Below are 20,920 nucleotides of genomic sequence, written 5' to 3' on the forward strand. Positions count from 1 at the left end.
ATGGAACCGGCGGTCGATCTCTCCCGGGCAGATTCAGCCACGCTGCTGCAATACGTCGAGCAGCTGGAAAAGGACAATGCCAAACTGCGCAAGATCAATAACGCATTGATTTACCGCGTGGAAAGCGGCATGGCCGACAATGGCAATTCCTTTACCATTTTCCAGGTGTCTGCCGAGCTGGAAAAGCGCATCCAGGAGCGTACTCACGCGCTGGAACGCGCCATCAACGACCTGAAGACCAGCAATATCGCACTGGAAGAGGCGCGGCTGGCGGCAGAGCAGGCCAATAACCGTCTGGGCGTGGCGGTGGACACCATTGCCGACGGTTTTGCCCAGTGGGACCAGCACGACCGCCTGGTACGCTTCAACCAGCGTATTGTCGAATTGCTGCCGGTGCTGCGCGGGCATGTCCGCACCGGCATGCACTTTGCCGAATATCTGGATCATCTGGCCGAATCCGGCGCCGTGCTGGACGCCATGGGCCAGGCCGATGCATGGCGCGCATTACGTCGCAACCAGCACCACGACTGCAACGGCAGCTATCTGGAGCCATTGAGCGATGGCCGCTGTCTGCGCATCAGTGAACGGGCGACGGCCGATGGCGGCAGGGTAGCCATTTATACCGACATCAGCGAAATCAAGCGCCAGGAACAACTGCTGCGTCAGCAAGACCAGGCAGCACACCGCCAATTGCTGGCCGCCACCGTCAACAGTCTGCGTCAGGGGATTGCCGTATTCGACCAGCATTCACAGTTGCTGGCCTGGAATCATCGTTTTTGCGAACTGGCGGGTTTGCACCCGGCCACGCTGTCCATTGGCCATGCCTTGCCGGAAGATGCCGAAATTCCGCTGCTTTGTCCGATCAGTGGCAGTTACGAGGTAGAGACTTGCCACGGACTGGTGCTGGAAATCGAATCCTGCCCGATGCCCAATGCCGGCTTCGTGATTACCTGCAGCGATGTCACCGCGCGCAAGCATGACGAGCGGGCGCTGCGTGAAAGCGAATCCAAGCTCAGGCTGATTACCGACGCCTTGCCGGCATTGATTTCCTATGTCGACAAAGACCAGGTTTACCGCTTTACCAACAAGGGCTATGAGGACTGGTTTGGCAAACCGGTCAACGAGATCAACGGCCATACCCTGCGTGAAGTGCTGGGGCCTGACTTGTACGACCCGCGCCGCCATTTTGTCGAGCAGGCACTGGCTGGTGTCTCTTCCGTCTTTGAACTCAAGATGCCTGCACCCAAGCGTTCAGTCGAATATGCCCAGGCGGCATTCATACCGCACATTGGCGAAGATGGCGCGGTACATGGCTTTTACGCGCTGATCCAGGACATCACCCAAACCCGTCGGGCCGAACAGGTACTGCAACAAGCCAAGGAAGAGCTGGAACAGAGCGTGATGGCACGCACTGTTGAATTACGTGATGCCAATACCCAGTTGCGCGCCGCCATCGTGGCAGCGGAAGAGGCCAATCTCAGTAAAACGCGGTTCTTTGCCGCTGCCAGTCACGACCTGCTACAGCCGCTGAATGCTGCGCGCCTGTTTGTGGCCAGCCTGGCCGAGCGCGAAGGCAGTGCCGACAGCATGCGGCTGGCGCAACATGCCGCCAGTTCGCTGGAAGCCGTGGACGACCTGATCAACACCCTGCTGGAACTGTCCCGCATTGATGCAGGGGCCTTGCAAATTACCCCCAGTCACTTTCATCTGGACCAGTTGCTGCGTCAGCTGAGCATCGAGTTCAGCCCGCTGGTGGCAGAACGAGGCCTGAAACTGCGTTGCCATCCCTTGCCGGTGGTGGTGCACAGCGACTGGGTGCTGCTGGGGCGCATCCTGCGCAACTTCCTCAGCAATGCCCTGCGCTATAGCGAGCAAGGCAGTTTGTTGCTGGGGGCCCGTCGGGTGCGCGACGGCGTGCTGGTGGGCGTGTGGGATCAGGGGCAGGGTATTCCGGCCGGCAAATTGTCGCTGGTGTTCGAGGAGTTCCAGCGGCTGGCCGAACACAGTGGCATGTGCAGCAAGGGCCTGGGTCTGGGGCTGGCTATCGTCAAGCGCCTGGCCACCCGCCTGCAGCACCGGCTGGTGGTGCAGTCACACTATGGGCGCGGCTCCTTCTTCGGCATTGTTCTGCCCTACGGTCAGGCCGAGGCTGCCAGCCTGTTTCCGCGTCAGCAAGAGCGTGTCACTTCGCCGGGGCCATCCGAACTGCAGGGCCTGTCGGTGCTGCTGATTGATAACGAACCGGCCATCCTGGCCGGCATGAGTACCTTGCTGTCCGGCTGGGGTTGTCTGCCGCTGGTGGCGGCCAACACCGCGCAGGCCGTGTCCTTGCTGGACCAGCTCAGCCGTCCGCCCGATGTGATTCTGGCGGACTATCACCTGGACAACGAAGAACGCGGCTCGCAAGCCATACTGGGCTTGTACGCTGCCCTGGGGCAGCGCATACCTGCGGCCATCATCACCGCGGACAGAACGCCGGAAGTTGCTGCCGAGATTGCGGCAGAAAGCTGGGCCATCCTGACCAAGCCGGTACGTCCGGCACGACTGCGTGCACTGATCGGTCATCTGGGACGGCTGGCGCAGTCCGGTGCGGACTGACCTGACAGCCGGGGCGGAGCCCGGGTTTCTAAGACCAAAGTCGAATAGAGCAGGGCGAGACAATTTCGCACAATGACCTGGCTGCCGGTAGACACGCCGGCACCTCGATTCTAATAGCCAGGAGGCAACGTCATGTATCAGCAAGCACTCGCCGCAATCAGCAAGAAAATTCCGCTGAAATCCCGCTACGAAAACTTTATCGGTGGTCGCTGGGTGGCCCCGGTTCAAGGCCAGTACTTCACCAACATCAGCCCGATTGACGGCAAGCCGCTGTGTGACATTGCCCGCTCTAGCGCTGCTGATATCGAACTGGCGCTGGATGCTGCACATGCCGCTGCCGACCGTTGGGGTCGTACTGCACCGGCCGTGCGTGCCAATGTGCTGCTGAAAATAGCCGACCGCCTGGAAGAATACCTGCCGTTCCTGGCGCTGGTGGAAACCCTGGACAACGGCAAGCCCATCCGTGAAACCAACGCTGCCGACCTGCCGCTGGCAGTCGACCACTTCCGCTATTTCGCCTCCTGCCTGCGTGCGCAGGAAGGTTCGCTGTCCGAGCTGGACGACGACACCGTGGCCTACCATTTCCATGAGCCGCTGGGCGTAGTGGGGCAGATCATCCCGTGGAACTTCCCCTTGCTGATGGCCGCGTGGAAGCTGGCTCCGGCATTGGCTGCCGGTAACTGCATCGTGCTCAAGCCGGCCGAACAAACCCCGATGGCCATTCTGGTGCTGATGGAAGTGATTGCCGACCTGCTGCCAGATGGCGTGCTGAACGTAGTGAACGGCTTTGGTGTGGAAGCCGGCAAACCGCTGGCCACCAACCCGCGTATCGCCAAAGTGGCCTTTACCGGCGAAACCGGCACCGGCCGCCTGATCATGCAGTACGCTGCTGAAAACATCATTCCGGTGACGCTGGAACTGGGTGGCAAGTCGCCCAATATCTTCTTCGAAGACATCATGCGCGAAGACGATGACTTCTTCGACAAGGCACTGGAAGGCTTCGCCATGTTTGCCCTGAACCAGGGTGAAGTATGTACCTGCCCGTCGCGTGTGCTGGTGCAGGAATCCATCTACGATGCCTTCATGGAACGTGCCGTGGCCCGCGTCAAGGCCATCAAGCAGGGCAATCCGCTGGACATGTCCACCATGATCGGTGCGCAGGCTTCGCGTGAGCAGCTGGACAAGATCCTGTCCTACATCGACATCGGTCGTGCCGAAGGTGCCCAGGTGCTGACTGGTGGTGGTCAGGCCCATCTCGGTGGTGCACTGTCCGAGGGCTTCTATGTGCAGCCGACCATCCTGGCCGGCCACAACAAGATGCGTGTATTCCAGGAAGAAATCTTTGGACCGGTTGTCGCCGTGACTTCCTTCAAGGACAAGGAAGAAGCCCTGCACATTGCCAATGACAGCGCCTTTGGCCTGGGAGCCGGTGTCTGGACCCGTGACGGTAACACCGCCTACCGCATGGGCCGCGAGATCAAGGCCGGTCGTGTCTGGACCAACTGCTACCACCTCTATCCGGCACACGCTGCCTTTGGTGGTTACAAGAAGTCCGGTATCGGTCGCGAAACCCACAAGATGATGCTCGATCACTACCAGCAAACCAAGAACCTGCTGGTGAGCTACAGTCCGAAAGCTTTGGGCTTCTTCTAAGCGGCGGGTTTCCTCCGCCAGGGGCCGACGGTGGGGTGCGCTGTGCTGCACCGTCGGTTTGCAAACTGTCCATCTCACGGTCATCACCTGTAACTGGTGGTGACCGTGTGCAAGCAGCGGTCCTCCTTGGGGGTGGCGCGAGCCGCTCTCGCTTTGGCGCCGCCGGTTTTTCACAAAGGGGTGACATGATTTCCCGCGTCAACATGACAGAGCGTGCTGCGGAACTATTGTCGGTGTTGTGCCAACGCCATGGTTCCTTGCTGTTCCATCAGTCTGGTGGGTGTTGTGATGGCAGTGCGCCACTGTGTTTTACCCAGCAGGAATTCCGTGTTGGCGATCATGACATCCTGCTGGGCGAAATCGGCGGCTGCCCTTTTTACATCAGCGAATTCCTGTACGGTTATTGGCAGAACTGCCAACTCACCATCGATGCCCTGCCCGGACGCAGCAGCAGCTTTTCGCTGGAAGGGAGTGAAGGCATGCGCTTTGTCACCCTGTCGCGATTGTTCAGCGACGAAGAACTGGCGGAACTCGCCCAGCAATAAAGTCAGCCAGGCGCTTGGCAGGCTAAGGCTGGTCCAGTCATCCACTGCAAACATGCAGACAAAACAAAACCCCCGGTCGGGGGTTTTTGCATTTCTGCTCAGGAAAAATCCTTTGCCGGTCTTGTCTGCCATTAAAATGACCGCAGTTTCAGGAGGCGTCCAGATAGTCGTAGCCAGCCCAGTCCAGTGCGTAACCGTTTCCATGGCGCTTGAGGTTGACGGGCTTGAGCAGGCCGTGCTGCTGCATATAGCGCAGATGTTCCTGGATGATGCTCTCGTTGACCTCATTCCCCATCTCGCGGCGCATGGCAGTCATGATCTGCTGTTCATCCAGATACTGAACCTGACGTGTGCGCAGGATGCGCAATATACGGAAAATCAATAATTCGTTGCGAGGCATTGGTGTATATCATGTTGCAGCGATCTTTCATTTATCTGACATTTTTATTGCCTTCGTCAAGAAAGATGACAGATATGTTTCATACAGGAGTATTCAATGGCAACACAACGACCCGATTCCCCATGCATTGCACGCTGTACAACTGCGGTTGGTGACAATGTTTGTCGAGGATGTGGCCGTAGCTTTGCCGAAATTTCAAACTGGTGCTTCATGGATGGCGCCGAGCGCGAGCAAGTATGGCAAACCCTGCCACAGCGCATGCCCTTGCTGGAAATTGCCGAGCGTCTGGGCGTGCTGCTGGACTTGCAAGTGCAGGATGGTCAGGAGTGGGGCGTATTGCGACTGGATGGCCGTATCCTGATGCTGCGGATGAGTGCGGGGCAACTACAGTTGCGTCTGCCGGACGGGCGAGGTTTGCCTCTTGGTCTGGAGCAAGGGCTGGACGGGGTATTGGCGCAACTTTCCCAGTATGTTGCATTAGCAAATTAGCATTAAAAGGAAGACTGACGGATGGCTCAGGATAGTTCACTGCCCGCATTCTGGGATCAGCGCTACGAGCAAGGCGTAACGCCATGGGAGGGTGCGGCTGGCGATGAGCAGATGCGGCAGTTTTTTGCCGGGCTGGCACCTGACAGCAAGGTACTGCTGCCTGGCTGTGGCAGTGCGGCCGACGTCCCTTGGCTATTGTCGGCAGGCATGCAGGTGGATGCGATTGATTTCAGCCACGAGGCGGTCAAGCGTGCGCGTCAGGCTTTGCAGGGCAGTACCGCGCGGTTGTGGCAGGCTGATTTCTTTGCCCTGCAAGCCGATGCACACTATGACGCCATTTTCGAGCGTGCTTTCTTGTGTGCCTTGCCGCCCAGGCTGTGGGAGAGCTATACCCATAAGGTCAGCCAACTGTTGCGACCCGGAGGTTTTCTGGCAGGGGTGTTTTTTCTGGCGGACAAGCCCAAAGGCCCACCCTACGGAACCAGTCTGGCGGATTTGCACCAGCGGCTGGATCCATCCTTCAGCTTGCTGACTTGCCAGCCCGTGGCTGCGGCCATACCTGTTTTCGCCGGGCAAGAGTACTGGATGGTGTGGCAGAGGCTGGCAAACTGAGTTTGCTTCCTGCCAAATTGATCAATTTTTGTGTTGATAGTTTTCAATTGTTTTGGTGCGAATGGTAATGCTTCTTGATTGCTATCAGGTTTATCCCAAATTTGATTGGTTAATTCACTAAATTCGGGTAAAAATGTAGCGCCCGCTTTAAACATATAACAAGCAATAGCAGCAGGTTGTAAGGAGAGAGCATGGAGTGGTTCTGGCGCGTCTATACCCTGATCGAGAAAACATTTTTCTTTACCCTGACCCGGAAGCTGTGCAGTTTCTTTTTTCTGAGTCTGTTCCAGCTGATCATGGTGGTTTACGTCTATCTGGTGCTGACTGGCATTCGCAGCCAGCTAGCCGGTTCTGGTATCAATGCGACCAATCTGGCGCAGATACAGTCCAGTATTGATGGCGCCATTTTCTGGTCATCGGCACTGTGGCTGGCCGGCTTCGTATTCATCAGTTTCATGGTCTGGTATTTGCGCTATCTGATTGTGCGTCCGCTCAAGATGATTATCGGCATTTTCAATGAGATAGGTGCCGGTGAGGGTGATTTGTCACGGGATATTCCCACCGTCACGCATGACGAAATCCGCGAAGTTTCGATTTCCTATAACCGCTTCCAGCTGAAAATGCGCGAAATCATCAGCAATGTACGCCTGATGACAGTACGCATTGCCATGGATTCGGCACGTACCCGCAAGAATGTCAGCGAATCGCTGGGCAGTGCAGTACGCCAGGACGAGTTTGCCACCCGGGTGCGCGATGCCAGTGACCAGACTACTACCGGCATCAATCAGGTTACCGGACAGACGCAATCCATTTCCGCCTCTACCTTGTCCAATCTGGATGTGGCTCGCGAGTCGTATGACGAACTGAAAACCGTGGCGGACCGCATTTACGACATCAGTCAGAAGGTGGGGCATTTCAACCAGACGGTTGAAGACCTGAGTCAGCGCTCGGCCAGTATCAAAACCATTGTTGACCTGATCAAGGATATTTCCGATCAAACCAATCTGCTGGCACTGAATGCCGCCATCGAAGCTGCGCGTGCAGGTGAAACCGGCCGTGGTTTTGCCGTGGTTGCCGATGAAGTGCGCAAACTCGCGGAAAAGGTGAAGAACGCCACCGATGAGATTTCCAGCAATATTGATGGCATGCTGGGCCTGGTTTCCGATACCCAGGTTGAAACCAATGAAATCACCACGGACACACACAAGGCACGCGAGGTGGTATCACGTGCCTCGCAACATTTCGGCCGCATGATGGGCGATTTTGAAACCACGGCCAGCAGCCTGACCCAGATTGCCGGCACCATGGAAGATTTTGCCGAAACCAACCGGCAGGTGAATCGCCATGTGTCGGAGATTCATGGCCTGGGCCAGTTGGTGACAGAGCGACTGAATCATACCGAGCATGTGGCAGACGAACTGTCCGGTGTGGCAGAGCAAGTGCAGGAAATGGTGTCGCGCTTCATCATCGGCGAAGGCGAGTTTGACCGCATGATCAGCCTCGCGCGCAAGCAGCGTGATGTGCTGCAGGATATTCTGCAGCAACAGCTGAAGTCTGGTGTCGATGTCTTCGACAAGCGCTACCAGCAGATTCCCGGCAGCAAGCCGCCCAAATACCATACCGCTTACGACGAAAAGCTGGCAGGCCTGGTGCAACCGCATTACGACGCTCTGGTACGGGATGTTGTCGGAGGACGCTTCTGCTTGCTGGTGGATGGCAATGGTTATGCCCCGACGCATAACAGCTGGTATAGCCAGGCGGTGACGGGTGATGAAGAGAAAGACCTGGTCAACAGTCGTGACAAGCGCATTTTCTCCGACCCGGCAGGGCTGAAATCGGCGCACAACACCCAGCCCTTCCTGCTGCACACCTATATGCGTGATACCGGTGAAATCCTGTCCGAACTGACCTTGCCGGTTTATCTGGATGGGCGTCACTGGGGCGCATTGCGGCTGGGGTTTGATCCCAGCAGCTTGCTGGAAGCGGCTGGTTTGAAGAGCAAGAACAAGCGCTGAATCGGCGTGCAGCAAAAAACAAAAGAGGCCTCTTGAGGCCTCTTTTCACTTGTTTGCCGATGCGCGGCATCAATCCAGCTGTGATGTGCAGCAGGGGCAGCGGGTGGCCTTCAGGGGCACGCTGGACAGGCAGTAGCGGCATTCCTTGGTGGCGGGTGCGGCCGGTGCTTCTGCCGGTGCTTCGCGTTTGAGCCTGTTGATGGCCTTGACCAGCATGAAGATGGCAAAGGCGACAATGGTAAAGCTGACCAGAGAGTTGATGAACAAGCCGATATTCATGGTGACGGCACCAGCCTGTTTGGCGGCGGCGACCGAGGCATAAGGTCCGGCCTGTTTGACGCCTTCCTTGAGAACCAGGAACAGATTGGCAAAATCGACATTCCCGACCAGAAGACCGATAGGCGGCATGATTACGTCATCAACCAGCGATTTGACGATGGAACCAAAAGCACCCCCAATCACCACACCGACGGCCAGATCGATCACATTACCTTTAACGGCAAATTCCTTGAATTCCTTCAGAATGGACATGGCTGATCCTTTAGTTTTTGTTTAATACAGTGTTAACCAAATGCTATTTTAGCATGAATATGCCGATATGTTGTGTGGCATATTCTTGCACCATCATGAGCGGATCTGTCAAAGCACAAAGAAAATACAGGAATCATGGCGGAATAAAAACAAAAAGCCCGCTTTATAAAAAGCGGGCTTCTGCTTGAATAGGGTGGCTCCCCGAGCAGGGCTCGAACCTGCGACCTGCGGATTAACAGTCCGTCGCTCTACCGACTGAGCTATCAGGGAATTGAATGCATTGCTGGGTGGCTCCCCGAGCAGGGCTCGAACCTGCGACCTGCGGATTAACAGTCCGTCGCTCTACCGACTGAGCTATCAGGGAATAACCGGGCAATGCTGATCAATGGTGTCTTGTGGCTCCCCGAGCAGGGCTCGAACCTGCGACCTGCGGATTAACAGTCCGTCGCTCTACCGACTGAGCTATCAGGGAACATCAAGAGAGTGCGAACTATACCGATGAGAGCCAGGCCTGTCAACGGTTTGGCCGTCGAATATTACACATTCCATGCGGCTTGTTGCTTGCTGTTGGCTAAGTGTATGAAGGCAAAAGAATATCCTGCTGCGCAGTGATGTTGCCAAGCATGAGGCTGGCAGAACAGGGCTGGAAAAAGTAGAATTCCTGACTAATTTGGTGTGCTAATTACAGGTGTCGCAAGATGAACAAGTCGTGGCAAGTTTGGGTAGATGAGAATCACGGGTGTGTTGGCCAGGATGGCCTGCTGCAATTTCCGGATTTGTTCGGGCAGGTTGCTGCGGTCCGCTCAGGCAATGCACTGGCAGTACTGGATGGTTTTGCCCTGATCCGTCTGGAAGGCGAAGATGCCGAATCCTTCCTGCAAGGACAATTGTCCGGTGATATTCGTGAGGTGGGCGAAGAGGCACGCTTCACCACCTATTCCACGGCCAAAGGACGCATGCTGGCCAGTTTCCTGGCTTGGCAGCTGCAAGGCAGCTATTACCTGATGGTTTCTACGGATATTTGCCAAGCCATTGCCAAACGTCTGACCATGTTTGTCATGCGCTCCAAGGTCAAGGTTACGGTGCTCAATGGCGCTGATACCTGTTTGCTCGGTGTACGCGGTGCGCAATTGGAGGCCGTCATTGCGCAGTATTATGCGAAACCGGCAGCCGGACCGCTTGCCGTGCAGGAACATAATGCCGATGTAGCCATTGCATTGCCAGGTGGTGGTTTCATTCTCAATTTGACGGCTGATTCGCCATTGGCAGCACAGCTTGTGGCCGAAAAAGCAACAGCAGTATCGTCACAAGCCTGGGGTATCCGCGATATTGATGCAGGCATTGCCTGGGTGACACTGGCAACGCAAGAGCAATTTGTTCCGCAAATGGCGAATATGGATTTGATTGGTGCTGTCAGCTTCAAGAAGGGTTGTTATCCGGGGCAGGAAATCGTTGCGCGTACCCAATATCTGGGTAAAGTAAAACGGCGTTTATTCAAGGCAAGCCTGGCGGTTAGCGCGCGAGCCGGCGACAAGCTATTCAGTCCGGAACTGCCGGAGCAATCAATTGGTATGGTTGCCGCAGTTTGTCCGGTGAATGAAGTGCAGCAAGAAGCGCTGGTGGTTGTGCAGACAGTTTGCTGGGAGAAGGGGATTTATCTGGAAGCCGAATACCAGCATCGCCTGGAATGTCTGACACTGCCTTATCCTATTCAGGATGAATAAATACTTGCTTTGTTTACACAAATTTAGCACTTCTGCCTTGACGTTTCTGTCTGCTTTTGGCTAAATTGAAATTGTTGTGGTCAAACTGAATAATAAGGGCGGAAAATGGACATTAGCACTCTGAGTTTTACCGAGCTGGTTGCTTTGAAAAGCGACGTTGAAAATGAAATCAAGCGTCGCGAATCGGAAGAAAAAACCAAAGCCAAAAAGCAGATCATCGAACTGGCCAAGGCTTATGGCCTGAGCGTTGAAGAAGTGCTGGGCAAAGTAGGTGGTGCCGTACGCAAGCCGGTTGAAGCCAAGTACCGTCACCCGGAAAATGCTGAACTGACCTGGACTGGTCGCGGTCGCAAGCCGGTATGGGTACAGGAGCTGCTGACTGCTGGCAAAACGCTTGAAGATCTGGCCATCTGATGTAACATGGCCTGCCAAGTGCCTGTTTCAAAGCGCCTGCATGGGCGCTTTTTGTTTTTGCATGCAAGTTCTTCTTGCCCAATCGGCTCCGTGTATAAATACTGATAACAATCTACACCGCAACGGCAGTCTATCTTGCGGCTTCCCGTTACCTTGATCGCCCGAAAGCTACGACATGTTGGACTTTTTCTCCCGAGGCACCAAGAGCAAGTCAGATCCGTTGGCCAATGCTGCCGCTGCCAAGGCTTATGCCGATGCACTCAAGCAGGAATACGGCGCGGCTGCTCACGAGAAAATGACCGAGATGCTGGCCGAGGTGAATGCCCAATCAAGCCGGGTGACGGCCGATTTACTGGATGCGGTGTTGACGCTCAATCTGGAAATACAGCCACTGCACGATAATCTGTGTACACAGTATTTCCTCAACTCCCGCATGCCCAAGGTATTGGAAGGGCAGCTGCGCGCCCAGATACTGTCTTTTGGCAAGGAATTGCTGGATTTTTACCAGCGTGCACTGTCATTTGATGTCGATGTCCAGCAGGAGGAGCGCCTGCGTGCCATGCTGCCTTTGGTGCTGGTGCGCATGATGCATTATTTTGGCGAATTCGCCCGCTGGCAGTATTTACGGCATTTCAGTCCTGATGATGTGTTCTGGTTAAATGTAAATCAGCTGTACCGTTTCGCTGAGAAAATGCGGGTTGATTCCACGCCTGTTTTTCTATTCGGCGAGGAAAGTCCGGGTACGACAGTACAGGATCAGTATCTGATCATGCTGATGCTGTCCTTGCTCAGTAGCGGTAATCTCACCCAGCGCCAATTCAATTTTTCCTATCATATTCTTTGCCTGGTTTCCAATCGCATGTCGCTGCACCCTGAATATGCAGAGGATGCCAGTTTTGCGGTTGTGCTGAATGAGGCAAAGCCCGCCATGCGCCCATTGGGGGATATGGCTGGCGACGCTGCGCGTTACTGGTCGACGGCAGACATGGTGGAAATCATCCATGGCTGGGCAACCGTGATGGAAGGTGGCCGTTTGCCGCCCGAGCTCAAGCCCCTGATCGAACCCGGTATCGATGCAGGCCTGCTGCGCATGTTGTGCCGCGAATGGGCTGCGCATCCGGTACGTTTTGAGCGGGCAGAGCGCACGGCGGTGACCAATCGCAACCTTGAGGTGGCACACCGTCTGTCTTTGTTGCATCGCCTGATCCGCCAGCCGGATGAGGCCAGTCAGGTGCAAACCCGTCAGGCAGACACCGACAGTTTTGACGACGCGGCAAATATCCGCATTTACGGTTTTGTCACCAGTCGCAAGCGTGATCGCAGCACGCTGGCACTGGCGCCGCTGTCCGGCGAAGCTGCCGTACCCGCAGCACAGGCGCGTGACGAGTTCTTGCGCTGGTCGGTGGATAATGTCAGCCAGACAGGCCTTGGCGTCACCCTGGATGCGCTGGGAAATGAATGGGTCAGCCTGGGCGGCCTGGTGGGTTATCGCGATGTGGACAGCAACAACTGGAGCCTGGGCCTGATCCGCCGCGTCAAGCGTGCCAATCAGCGTGAGCGTATTTATCTGGGCCTGGAGACGCTCTCCAGCCGTCCGGTCGCAGCGTCCCTTCGTCCGGTGGACAGCAAGCTGATCGACCCCACTTTGCCGCAGGAAATGGTGTGGTTGTCCGGTCACATTTCCTTGTTTGTTCCTTTTGATCGTGGTGGACGGCGCATCAACGCACTGATCATGCCGATTTCTTGCTATACCCTTGGCAAGCAATACTATATGACGGCCCGCGGCAAGCATTTCCAGATTGCCTTGGGCAAGGTGCTGGAAAAGGGGAGTGACTGGTGTCTGGCCGAAATCGAACTGGTGAAGGCGCTGGAAAAGCTGCCAATCGTCATGTAATGCCTGTCTTGTTGGACCACAATAAAAAAGCCGGAGATTGTCTCCGGCTTTTTTGTTACTCAGGCGCGGTCAGCGCAGTTCGTTAATCACCGCGTAAATGGGGGTGAGGACGGCCTCGCCCATGCGCAGGCTGCGTTGGCCATTCCAGCCGTAGTCGTCGTCAGGCAGGTTGGCATTGTCCTTGAACGGCATTTCCAGGGTAAAGGCGAGGCATTTGAAATTTTCCCCTACCCAGTTGGTGGCCAGGCTGAGGTTGGCGCTGCCCGGGGCGTCCTTTTCGTAACCCACTTCATCCTGGAAGTCGGGGTTGGCCACCATCAGATAGTGTTTGAACTTCTCTTCCAGCTGGCGGATGGTATCCGTATAAGAGGGCACGCCTTCAGTACCGGCGACGAACACATAAGGCAGCGACTCGTCGCCGTGAATGTCCAGGAACAGGTCAACGCCGGTTTCCAGCATCTTGTTGCGCACCAGTTGCACTTCCGGGCTCTTTTCCGCCGAAGGCTCCAGCCATTCGCGGTTCAGGTTGGCACCGGCGGCATTGGTCCGCAGATTGCCCAGAATGGAACCGTCCGGGTTCATGTTGGGCACGACATAAAATGTTGCCTTGTCCAGCAGCGCACGCGAGGTGGCATCCAGCGGGTCGAGCAGACGGTTGAGGAAGCCTTCGACAAACCATTCCGCCATGGTTTCGCCCGGGTGCTGGCGGGCGGTGATCCAGATTTTCAGGTCGGATTCAACCTCGTGACCGATGGTCAGCAGATTGATGTCACGGCCCTGCACGGTGAAGCCAAGATCGTGGATCTGGCACAGGCCCGAGCCTTGTGCCTGGCCCAGCAGGTTCAGGTGCTGCTCGTGCGAATAGGGTTCGAAGTAGGCGTAGTACAAGCTGTTGGCCAGCGGCACGTGCTCTACCGTCATCACCTGGCCATCATACTGCGCCGGTACGCGGAACCAGTTGATACGGTCGTAGGAGGCCATCAGCTGATAATTGGTCCAGCCTTCCGGGTAGGCGCACTCGCCGGCATTCAGGAAGCGCAGGGTACAAGCCTGGTAGGCGGCACCTTGCAGGCGGAAATAGAACCACTGGGCAAAGTCCGCGGCATTGTCATGGGGGATCCGCAGCTGAATGTCGTCGAAACTCTCCATCGAAACGATTTCGATACTGCCTGCGTCAAAGTTGCTGCTGATTTTCATGCGTTGAACCTGTCGTCTTTGCCGGAACTCAAAGGAGGAATTGTAAACCCGCCGCGCTGGCTGTGCATCAGACAATAGAAAAAACCCCGCCTTGGCGGGGTTTTGACTGGATATCAGCGTGCTCAGGCGCGCTTGGTAGCAGTTTTCACAGCGTCGGCAGTGGCGCTGCTGGCAGCCTTGATGCTGCTGTCGGTGAATTCGGCAACCTGTTGGGCAGCCTTGCTGAAGCTGTTAACGGCAGCGGCAGCAGCAGCCAGCGAAGTCTTGACGGCGTTCAGGGCATTGTCCGAACCTGCGGGTGCGTTTTTGGCGGCACCTTCCAGGGCGGTGATCAGGTTCTTGTTGAAGCTGCCCAGGTTTTCTTCTGCCAGTTTGGACAGTTCGCTTTGTGCAGCGGATACGATTTCGTAAACGTTGCGGGAGTTGGCAACTGCCTTGTCCACGGATTGGGTGGCCAGCTGGTTGATTTGCTTCAGGGCTTCCTGGGCATCAGTGGCGCCGGCCAGTGCCTTGGCAACCTTGACGTTTTCTTCCAGGGTTTGCTTGGAGGCTTCCAGGTTCAGCTTGACCAGGCGCTCGGCGCTGTCCAGGGAGATTTGCGCTACACGCAGGGCGGCTTCAAAGCCGGACAGGGAGACTTTGCTCAGTTGATCGTTAGTATTGAACATGTAATTACCCTCATCATTAGATTTCGTGGAAAAGACCGACAAGCTCTGTATTGATTGTATCTATTTTTATATTGCACTGCACAATGCAGGCGGAATGTAGCATGGTCCGTGCAAGGACGGTAGAAGTTTTGCTCTAGCTTGTTGTATTTATGATAAATTGCGGGTGCACAACACCAACGACAATAATCCGGGAGTGTTACATGAGTGTTGAAAAAAGGGTCATCAAGAAGTACCCGAACCGTCGCCTGTATGACACGGCGACCAGTTCCTACATCACTTTGGGAGACGTAAAGCAGCTGGTGCTCGAGAACGTGGATATCCAGGTTGTCGACGCCAAGACGCAGGATGACATCACCCGCAGCGTGCTGCTGCAAATCATCCTGGAGGAAGAAAACGGCGGCATGCCCATGTTCAGCTATGAAGTGCTGACCCAGTTCATCCGCTTTTATGGTCAGGCCATGCAGGGCATGATGGGCCCGTTCCTGGAAAAGAACCTGCAACTGTTTGGTCAGATGCAGCAGAAATTGCAGGAACAAACCCGTGCACTGTACGGCGACAAGGCGGTGTTCAATTCCACCATGTGGGGGGAGTTCATGAAGCTGCAGGGCCCTGCCATGCAGAACGTGATGTCCAGCTATATGGAGCAGAGCACCGGCATGTTCCTGGAAATGCAGAACCGCATGCAAGAGCAAACCAAGCAGCTGTTCAGCGGCTTTGGTTTCCCCGGCTACGTACCGCCGGGCAAGGACGATACTGACAAGTCCTGATGTCAGCGTCCGTCACAACCCGCGTGAGTGCGGGTTTTTTTGTGTCTGCGTTCCTGCTGCTCACTGGCTGTGGTGGCCCCCGTGATTTGACGGAAGAGCAACTGGCCGAGCTGGTGCAGGATGTGTATGTGCGTGTGGCCGATCACCCGCTGGTGCTGCCACGCGTTGCTGTGGGTAGTCAGTATGCAGGAGGGCAGAGCTTTTCTCTGGGTACGGGTAAGGCAGAAGCTATCGCAGCCGATGCCGCGCGGCAGCGCCTGCGCGATGCCAGTGCACCTGCTGCCGCGCTGGAGCTGCCGCAGTTGCGCATCCGCATCAGGAATTATGGCTGGGATGAGGACATTCCCCAGTCGCAGGTGTTTTGTAGCCAGTTGCGGCGGCAATGGTCGCGTGCACTGTGTAATAACGCCTCGCCGGCGCTGATACAGGCACTGCCAGTTAATGGATTCAGCCTGCTGGCCTGGCCGCTTGCGCCGGAGGCGCGTGCAATCGTCTGGAGTGCGGATTGCCTGCCCGCCGGGCAGCCACTGCCGGATCTACCGGGCGACGGTCAGGCAAGCATACTGTGCCGGCTTGCAACTTCTAGCAAGGAAAGCCCGCTGTTTCACGCGGTGGTCCGTATTGATGAATCGCTGGCTGCCACCTGGGTGGTATGGCCCGAAGCGGAGACGGGTGAAACTGCGGATGCCAAGGCGCAGCGTGAAGGGCAGGCAATTATTGCCCTGGTACAGCTGGGCATGGGGCCAGCGGAGGATTTCGCCCGCCTGCATCAGCGCATGTGCCAATTGCGGCGTCCGGCAGTCACGGATTCGTCGGATCGCCCGGATTGCCCATGAACGCGCTTTACCCGGCCTGAATTAACACAGCCCCTGTCCACGTGGTGTGGGCAGGGGCGGTGTTGTTTCAGTCTGCTGTGCGGCGATTACAGGCTGGGGAAGGCGAACTGCGAAGCCTCATGGCTGGCACGTTGCGGCCAGCGCTGGGTGATGGTCTTGCGCTTGGTGTAGAAGCGCACGCCATCCGGGCCGTAGGCGTGCAGGTCGCCAAACAGCGAACGCTTCCAGCCGCCAAAGCTGTGGTAGGCCACCGGTACCGGCAGCGGTACGTTGACGCCCACCATGCCCACTTCGATTTCGTCGCAGAACAGGCGAGCTGCTTCGCCATCACGGGTGAACAGGCAGGTACCGTTGCCGTATTCGTGGTCGTTGATCAGCTGCATGGCGTCTTCCAGGCTGTTCACCCGCACGATGCACAGCACCGGGCCGAAGATTTCTTCTTCGTAGACCTTCATGCCGGGCTTGACGTGGTCGAACAGGGTGCCGCCGACGAAGAAGCCGTCCTCGCAGCCGGATACTTTCAGGCCACGGCCATCCACCACCAGGGTTGCGCCTTGTTCCACGCCACTGTCGATATAGCCCACCACCTTGTCGCGTGCCGCACCGGTCACCAGCGGGCCCATGTCCAGACCGCAGGAGGTGCCGGCGCCGATTTTCAGCTCGGCAATCTTGGGCTTGAGTTTTTCCACCAGCTTGTCAGCCACCTGGTCGCCTACTGCCACCACTACCGAAATAGCCATGCAGCGCTCGCCGCAGGAGCCATAAGCCGCACCCATCAGTGCATTGACGGTGTTGTCCAGATCGGCGTCCGGCAGCACCACGGCGTGGTTTTTGGCACCACCCAGCGCCTGTACGCGTTTGCCGCGCTTGTTGGCTTCGGTGTAGATGTATTCGGCAATCGGAGTGGAGCCGACAAAGCTGATGGCTTTCACTTCCGGTGCCTGGATCAGGCCATCAACGGCTTCCTTGTCACCGTTCACCACATTCAGCACGCCCTTGGGCAGGCCGGCTTCATGCAGCAGCTGGGCAATGTACAGGGTGGAGCTGGGGTCGCGCTCGGACGGCTTCAGGATGAAGCAGTTACCGCAGGCGATGGCCAGCGGGTACATCCACAGCGGCACCATGGCCGGGAAGTTGAACGGGGTGATACCGGCTACCACGCCCAGCGGCTGGAAGTCGCTCCAGCTGTCGATATTGGGGCCGACATTGCGGTTGTATTCACCCTTGAGCAGTTCCGGCACGCCGCAGGCGTATTCCACGTTTTCGATGCCGCGTTGCAGTTCGCCCACCGCGTCTTCCAGCGTCTTGCCGTGTTCTTCGCTGATCAGCTGGGCAATCTTGTCGCGGTTGGCTTCCAGCAGCTGCTTGAAGCGGAACATCACCTGGGCGCGCTTGGCCGGCGGGGTTTTGCGCCATTCCGGGAAGGCGGCCTTGGCGCTGTCGATGGCAGCACGCAGGATGGCCTGGTCGGCCAGGGCCACTTCGCGCACCGGCTTGCCGAGCGAGGGGTTGAAAACGGGAGTGCTGCGGCCTGTCTGCTGGACAAGCTCACCGTTGATCAGATGGGCGATGGTGCTCACGTTGGATTCTTTCTTGCTATGCACGGTATTGGTTTGAGTATCAGGCTCAGGCCAGATTGTTCAGTACGCTGCCCACGGCATCGAACAGGGTGTCGAGCTGTGCCGGGGTGGTGTTGAAGCTGGGGCCGAATTGCAGGGTGTCGCCGCCGAAGCGGACGTAGAAACCAGCCTGCCACAGTTTGAGGCCTGCCTCGTAGGGGCGGATGGTGGCATCGCCGTCACGCGGGGCCAGCTGGATGGCACCGGCCAGGCCGCAGTTGCGAATGTCCACCACATGCTGGCTGCCCTTGAGCGCATGCAGCTTGTCCTCGAATACCGGCGCCAGTGCCAGCGATTGTTCGATCAGCTGTTCGCGCTTGAGTACTTCCAGCGTGGCCAGACCGGCGGCGCAGGCCACCGGGTGGCCGGAATAAGTGTAGCCATGGGTGAATTCAATGGCGTGCTGCGGCAGGTTCTGCTGCATGAAGGTGTTGTAGATTTCCTTCGAGGCAATCACCGCACCCAGCGGTACTGCGCCGTTGGTCACCTGCTTGGCGGTGTTCATGATGTCCGGGGTAACGCCGAAGTAGTCGGCACCGGTCCACTTGCCCATGCGGCCGTAGGCGGTGATGACTTCGTCAAAAATCAGCAGGATGTTGTTCTGGCTGCAGATTTCGCGCAGGCGTTGCAGGTAGCCCTTGGGCGGCACGATGACGCCAGCCGAGCCGGACATCGGCTCGACGATGACGGCGGCAATATTGGACGCGTCGTGCAGTTCGATCAGCTTGAGCAGCTCGTTGGCCAGCTCCACGCCGCCGGTTTCGGCCATGCCACGGGTAAAGGCCATACCCGGCTGCAGGGTGTGCGGCAGGTGGTCGGCATCCATCAACTGGCCGTACAGCTTGCGGTTGCCACCAATGCCGCCCAGTGCGGTGCCACCGATGTTTACGCCGTGATAGCCACGGGCGCGGCCGATAAAGCGGGTTTTGCTGGGCTGACCCTTCAGGCGCCAGTAAGCCTTGGCCATCTTGATGGCAGTGTCGGCACACTCGGAACCGGAGCCGGTAAACAGTACGTGGTCGAGGCCATCCGGCATGATGCCGGCGATTTCCTCGGCCAGGCGGAAGGCCAGCGGGTGGCCGTACTGGAAGCCCGGTGCGTAGTCCAGCGTGCCCAACTGACGCGCTACCGCTTCCTGGATTTCCTTGCGGTTATGACCGGCACCACAGGTCCACAGGCCGGACAGACTGTCGAAAATGCGGCGGCCCTTGTCATCGATGAAGTAATTGCCGTCAGCGGCCACGATGATGCGCGGGTCTTGCTTGAATGCACGGTTGGCAGAGAAGGGCATCCACTGTGCGTCGAGTTTCAGATCGCTGGGGGTGAAGACAGAATGCGGTGCAGACATGATGGCTCCTGGTGCCATGGTTGATGTGCACAGCATGCATCAAACAATAGGTGAGTTAAATTGAAAGTTATAAACGTAAAGGTGAGTTTTTTTGAACGTAATGCCTGCCACCACAGTACTACTGATTGACGGGCTGGCCGGTAGTCAGGCTGGCGGGCTGCTGCGCCAGCCGCCACGCGCGCGGGGTCTGGCCGCAATGTGCCTTGAATGCCCGAGCCAGCGCGGCTTCGCTGCCATAACCCACCGCATCGGCAATCAGCTTTAATGCTTGTCCCCGACGCAGCATTTGCTGGGCCAGACTGATGCGCCAGCCTTGCAGGTAGGCCCCCGGCGTACTGCCCAGCGTACTGCGGAAGCTATTGGCAAACACGCTGCGTGACATGCCGCAAAGTGCAGCCAGTGCATCCAGCGTCCAGTCCTGCTGCGGTTGTTCATGCATGGCAACCAGGGCCCGGCGCAGCCTGGGATGGGACATGCCCGCCAGCATGCCGCCGCGGATGGCCCCCGTTTCCATCAGATAGCGCAGCAGCTGGATGAAGACCGCCTCGAACAGGCGGTCCAGCAGGGCCTCTCGTCCGCAGTAGTGGTTGAAGGCCTCGGTAAACAGCAACTCCAGAATGGCTTGGGTGCCGGGAATGTCCTTCAGCGATACGCAGACCACATCCGGCAGCGCCCCGGCCAGCGGGTTGTCAGCACCGCCGTCGAATTGCAACTGGGCGCAGGCGAGGGTGGCACCGGCTTGAGGATCGCTGATAAAGCGGCGTGCCAATGGGCGCGGGTAAAACAGCAGGCTGGGTTCGCCAATATGCAGCGCAGCCTGGCCCGGGTGTTCCACGGTCAGCTCACCGTGCTGCACCAGATGTAACTGCCCGCCGCTCTCCGGCGTGTCAAAGCGGGTCACCCCGCACAGGCTGCCGGAATGAAACAGGCGCGCACGCACCGGGAAGTGATGCAGCAAGGCGTCCAGCCTGTCGGTACAGGTATCCAGCACTTTGCGACTCCTGATCAATTTATCAATACTTTTTGTAGCATATCGTATTGGCAAGCGCGGTAAAGTGGTTTCTGCCAAACGGCTTGATCCCCCACTCATGCAATACAAGGAATCCACCATGTCCATTGAAAAAGTTCTCTACCGCGCCAATGCCACTGCCACCGGTGGCCGTGAAGGCAGTGCCGAATCTTCTGACGCTGCATTGAAGGTGCAATTGTCCACCCCGCGCGAACTGGGTGGTGCCGGTGGCCCGGGTACCAATCCGGAGCAGCTGTTCGCCGCTGGTTACTCGGCCTGCTTTCTGGGGGCGCTGAAATATGTGGCGATGCAAGACAAGGTGGCCTTGCCTGCCACCACCACGGTGAACGCTACCGTAGGCATCGGCCCGATTCCGACCGGCTTTGGTATTGAAGTGGATCTGCAGATCAGCATTCCCGGTGTCGATGCGGCCAAGGCACAAGCGCTGGTGGACAAGGCGCACATTGTCTGCCCGTACTCCAATGCCACCCGTGGCAATATCGACGTGCGCTTGCAGCTGGTGTAAGCCGACGTCCGATTCACGGCATCACGAAAACCCCCGGTCTCGCCGGGGGTTTTGTATTTGTCCGCCATGAAGCAT

General features: G+C 57.3%; 19 protein-coding genes and 3 tRNA genes. 12 read left to right on the forward strand and 10 right to left on the reverse strand.

What is annotated here, in order from left to right; all coding sequences use genetic code 11:
• The 3 genes from ACE3SE_RS01325 to ACE3SE_RS01335 all read left to right on the forward strand — a co-directional run bounded on the left by ACE3SE_RS01325 (position 1) and on the right by ACE3SE_RS01335 (position 4,796).
• On the forward strand, positions 1-2,598 hold the full coding sequence (locus ACE3SE_RS01325) for a hybrid sensor histidine kinase/response regulator (RefSeq protein WP_374553457.1): 2,598 nt from the start codon (positions 1-3) through the stop codon (positions 2,596-2,598).
• A 132-nt stretch (positions 2,599-2,730) separates the two neighbouring features.
• Positions 2,731-4,251, forward strand: a complete 1,521-nt coding sequence (gene adh, locus ACE3SE_RS01330; RefSeq protein WP_374553459.1) for an aldehyde dehydrogenase — start codon at positions 2,731-2,733, stop codon at positions 4,249-4,251.
• Positions 4,252-4,436: 185 nt separating this feature from the next.
• On the forward strand, positions 4,437-4,796 hold the full coding sequence (locus tag ACE3SE_RS01335) for a DUF779 domain-containing protein (protein ID WP_045845163.1): 360 nt from the start codon (positions 4,437-4,439) through the stop codon (positions 4,794-4,796).
• 148 nt (positions 4,797-4,944) lie between these two features.
• On the opposite strand, the gene ACE3SE_RS01340 is transcribed toward ACE3SE_RS01335, so the two are convergent.
• Positions 4,945-5,196: a hypothetical protein gene (locus tag ACE3SE_RS01340; RefSeq protein ID WP_045845162.1), complete on the reverse strand. Its 252-nt coding sequence runs from the start codon at positions 5,194-5,196 to the stop codon at positions 4,945-4,947.
• Between the two features lie 96 nt (positions 5,197-5,292).
• Between ACE3SE_RS01340 and ACE3SE_RS01345 the strand changes: the two genes are divergently transcribed.
• The 3 genes from ACE3SE_RS01345 to ACE3SE_RS01355 all read left to right on the forward strand — a co-directional run bounded on the left by ACE3SE_RS01345 (position 5,293) and on the right by ACE3SE_RS01355 (position 8,312).
• Positions 5,293-5,685, forward strand: a complete 393-nt coding sequence (locus tag ACE3SE_RS01345) for a DUF1289 domain-containing protein (protein WP_374553462.1) — start codon at positions 5,293-5,295, stop codon at positions 5,683-5,685.
• Between the two features lie 21 nt (positions 5,686-5,706).
• Entirely contained in the window at positions 5,707-6,297 is a 591-nt protein-coding gene (locus tag ACE3SE_RS01350) for a methyltransferase domain-containing protein (protein WP_374553464.1), read from the forward strand.
• Between the two features lie 191 nt (positions 6,298-6,488).
• Positions 6,489-8,312, forward strand: a complete 1,824-nt coding sequence (locus ACE3SE_RS01355; protein ID WP_374553466.1) for a methyl-accepting chemotaxis protein — start codon at positions 6,489-6,491, stop codon at positions 8,310-8,312.
• A 69-nt stretch (positions 8,313-8,381) separates the two neighbouring features.
• Here ACE3SE_RS01355 and mscL read toward each other — a convergent pair whose 3' ends face one another.
• The 4 genes from mscL to ACE3SE_RS01375 form a co-directional block, all read right to left on the reverse strand.
• A complete protein-coding gene (gene mscL, locus ACE3SE_RS01360) occupies positions 8,382-8,843 on the reverse strand; it encodes a large conductance mechanosensitive channel protein MscL (RefSeq protein WP_045845158.1) in 462 nt (153 codons plus the stop codon).
• 194 nt (positions 8,844-9,037) lie between these two features.
• Positions 9,038-9,113, reverse strand: a tRNA-Asn gene (locus ACE3SE_RS01365).
• An 18-nt stretch (positions 9,114-9,131) separates the two neighbouring features.
• Positions 9,132-9,207, reverse strand: a tRNA-Asn gene (locus ACE3SE_RS01370).
• A gap of 32 nt (positions 9,208-9,239) precedes the next feature.
• A tRNA-Asn gene (locus ACE3SE_RS01375) sits at positions 9,240-9,315 on the reverse strand.
• Between the two features lie 226 nt (positions 9,316-9,541).
• On the opposite strand from ACE3SE_RS01375, the gene ygfZ reads away from it, so the two are divergent.
• From ygfZ to ACE3SE_RS01390, 3 genes are all read left to right on the forward strand, one after another.
• The gene (gene ygfZ, locus ACE3SE_RS01380; protein ID WP_374553468.1) at positions 9,542-10,567 is read left to right on the forward strand and encodes a CAF17-like 4Fe-4S cluster assembly/insertion protein YgfZ; all 1,026 of its coding nucleotides are present in this window, start codon (positions 9,542-9,544) and stop codon (positions 10,565-10,567) included.
• A gap of 105 nt (positions 10,568-10,672) precedes the next feature.
• The gene (locus ACE3SE_RS01385) at positions 10,673-10,981 is read left to right on the forward strand and encodes an H-NS histone family protein (RefSeq protein ID WP_045845156.1); all 309 of its coding nucleotides are present in this window, start codon (positions 10,673-10,675) and stop codon (positions 10,979-10,981) included.
• A 175-nt stretch (positions 10,982-11,156) separates the two neighbouring features.
• Positions 11,157-12,875 carry a hypothetical protein gene (locus tag ACE3SE_RS01390; protein WP_374553471.1) on the forward strand — a complete coding sequence of 573 codons (1,719 nt, stop codon included), beginning with the start codon at positions 11,157-11,159 and terminating at the stop codon, positions 12,873-12,875.
• A gap of 69 nt (positions 12,876-12,944) precedes the next feature.
• On the opposite strand, the gene ACE3SE_RS01395 is transcribed toward ACE3SE_RS01390, so the two are convergent.
• Together ACE3SE_RS01395 and ACE3SE_RS01400 are read right to left on the reverse strand one after the other, a co-directional pair.
• A complete protein-coding gene (locus ACE3SE_RS01395) occupies positions 12,945-14,072 on the reverse strand; it encodes a M14 family metallopeptidase (protein ID WP_374553472.1) in 1,128 nt (375 codons plus the stop codon).
• 122 nt (positions 14,073-14,194) lie between these two features.
• Positions 14,195-14,740 (reverse strand): phasin family protein, encoded by a 546-nt coding sequence (locus ACE3SE_RS01400; protein ID WP_045845153.1) that lies wholly within the window; start codon positions 14,738-14,740, stop codon positions 14,195-14,197.
• Positions 14,741-14,940: 200 nt separating this feature from the next.
• Here ACE3SE_RS01400 and phaR point away from each other — a divergent pair, with 200 nt between their 5' ends.
• Both phaR and ACE3SE_RS01410 read left to right on the forward strand, forming a co-directional pair.
• Complete coding sequence (gene phaR, locus ACE3SE_RS01405; protein WP_045845152.1) at positions 14,941-15,507, forward strand: polyhydroxyalkanoate synthesis repressor PhaR; 567 nt, start codon at positions 14,941-14,943, stop codon at positions 15,505-15,507.
• Positions 15,508-15,548: 41 nt separating this feature from the next.
• Positions 15,549-16,343, forward strand: a complete 795-nt coding sequence (locus tag ACE3SE_RS01410) for a hypothetical protein (protein ID WP_374553475.1) — start codon at positions 15,549-15,551, stop codon at positions 16,341-16,343.
• A gap of 86 nt (positions 16,344-16,429) precedes the next feature.
• Here ACE3SE_RS01410 and ACE3SE_RS01415 read toward each other — a convergent pair whose 3' ends face one another.
• From ACE3SE_RS01415 to ACE3SE_RS01425, 3 genes are all read right to left on the reverse strand, one after another.
• Positions 16,430-17,923, reverse strand: a complete 1,494-nt coding sequence (locus ACE3SE_RS01415) for a CoA-acylating methylmalonate-semialdehyde dehydrogenase (RefSeq protein ID WP_131359338.1) — start codon at positions 17,921-17,923, stop codon at positions 16,430-16,432.
• A 46-nt stretch (positions 17,924-17,969) separates the two neighbouring features.
• A complete protein-coding gene (locus ACE3SE_RS01420) occupies positions 17,970-19,310 on the reverse strand; it encodes an aspartate aminotransferase family protein (RefSeq protein WP_374553477.1) in 1,341 nt (446 codons plus the stop codon).
• A gap of 118 nt (positions 19,311-19,428) precedes the next feature.
• On the reverse strand, positions 19,429-20,301 hold the full coding sequence (locus ACE3SE_RS01425) for an AraC family transcriptional regulator (RefSeq protein ID WP_207389789.1): 873 nt from the start codon (positions 20,299-20,301) through the stop codon (positions 19,429-19,431).
• A 118-nt stretch (positions 20,302-20,419) separates the two neighbouring features.
• On the opposite strand from ACE3SE_RS01425, the gene ACE3SE_RS01430 reads away from it, so the two are divergent.
• Positions 20,420-20,845, forward strand: a complete 426-nt coding sequence (locus ACE3SE_RS01430) for an organic hydroperoxide resistance protein (protein WP_131359342.1) — start codon at positions 20,420-20,422, stop codon at positions 20,843-20,845.
• The last annotated feature ends 75 nt before the right edge of the window (positions 20,846-20,920 follow it).

The organism is Aquitalea pelogenes, from assembly GCF_041914625.1.
Classification (GTDB): Bacteria; Pseudomonadota; Gammaproteobacteria; order Burkholderiales; family Chromobacteriaceae; genus Aquitalea; species Aquitalea pelogenes.

Bases quoted from the DNA above. Each gene is read 5' to 3' on its own strand.
- ACE3SE_RS01325 (WP_374553457.1), top strand. From the start codon at position 1: ATGGAACCGGCGGTCGATCTCTCCCGGGCAGATTCAGCCACGCTGCTG.
- adh (WP_374553459.1), top strand. From the start codon at position 2,731: ATGTATCAGCAAGCACTCGCCGCAATCAGCAAGAAAATTCCGCTGAAA.
- ACE3SE_RS01335 (WP_045845163.1), top strand. From the start codon at position 4,437: ATGATTTCCCGCGTCAACATGACAGAGCGTGCTGCGGAACTATTGTCG.
- ACE3SE_RS01340 (WP_045845162.1), bottom strand. From the start codon at position 5,196: ATGCCTCGCAACGAATTATTGATTTTCCGTATATTGCGCATCCTGCGC.
- ACE3SE_RS01345 (WP_374553462.1), top strand. From the start codon at position 5,293: ATGGCAACACAACGACCCGATTCCCCATGCATTGCACGCTGTACAACT.
- ACE3SE_RS01350 (WP_374553464.1), top strand. From the start codon at position 5,707: ATGGCTCAGGATAGTTCACTGCCCGCATTCTGGGATCAGCGCTACGAG.
- ACE3SE_RS01355 (WP_374553466.1), top strand. From the start codon at position 6,489: ATGGAGTGGTTCTGGCGCGTCTATACCCTGATCGAGAAAACATTTTTC.
- mscL (WP_045845158.1), bottom strand. From the start codon at position 8,843: ATGTCCATTCTGAAGGAATTCAAGGAATTTGCCGTTAAAGGTAATGTG.
- ygfZ (WP_374553468.1), top strand. From the start codon at position 9,542: ATGAACAAGTCGTGGCAAGTTTGGGTAGATGAGAATCACGGGTGTGTT.
- ACE3SE_RS01385 (WP_045845156.1), top strand. From the start codon at position 10,673: ATGGACATTAGCACTCTGAGTTTTACCGAGCTGGTTGCTTTGAAAAGC.
- ACE3SE_RS01390 (WP_374553471.1), top strand. From the start codon at position 11,157: ATGTTGGACTTTTTCTCCCGAGGCACCAAGAGCAAGTCAGATCCGTTG.
- ACE3SE_RS01395 (WP_374553472.1), bottom strand. From the start codon at position 14,072: ATGAAAATCAGCAGCAACTTTGACGCAGGCAGTATCGAAATCGTTTCG.
- ACE3SE_RS01400 (WP_045845153.1), bottom strand. From the start codon at position 14,740: ATGTTCAATACTAACGATCAACTGAGCAAAGTCTCCCTGTCCGGCTTT.
- phaR (WP_045845152.1), top strand. From the start codon at position 14,941: ATGAGTGTTGAAAAAAGGGTCATCAAGAAGTACCCGAACCGTCGCCTG.
- ACE3SE_RS01420 (WP_374553477.1), bottom strand. From the start codon at position 19,310: ATGTCTGCACCGCATTCTGTCTTCACCCCCAGCGATCTGAAACTCGAC.
- ACE3SE_RS01430 (WP_131359342.1), top strand. From the start codon at position 20,420: ATGTCCATTGAAAAAGTTCTCTACCGCGCCAATGCCACTGCCACCGGT.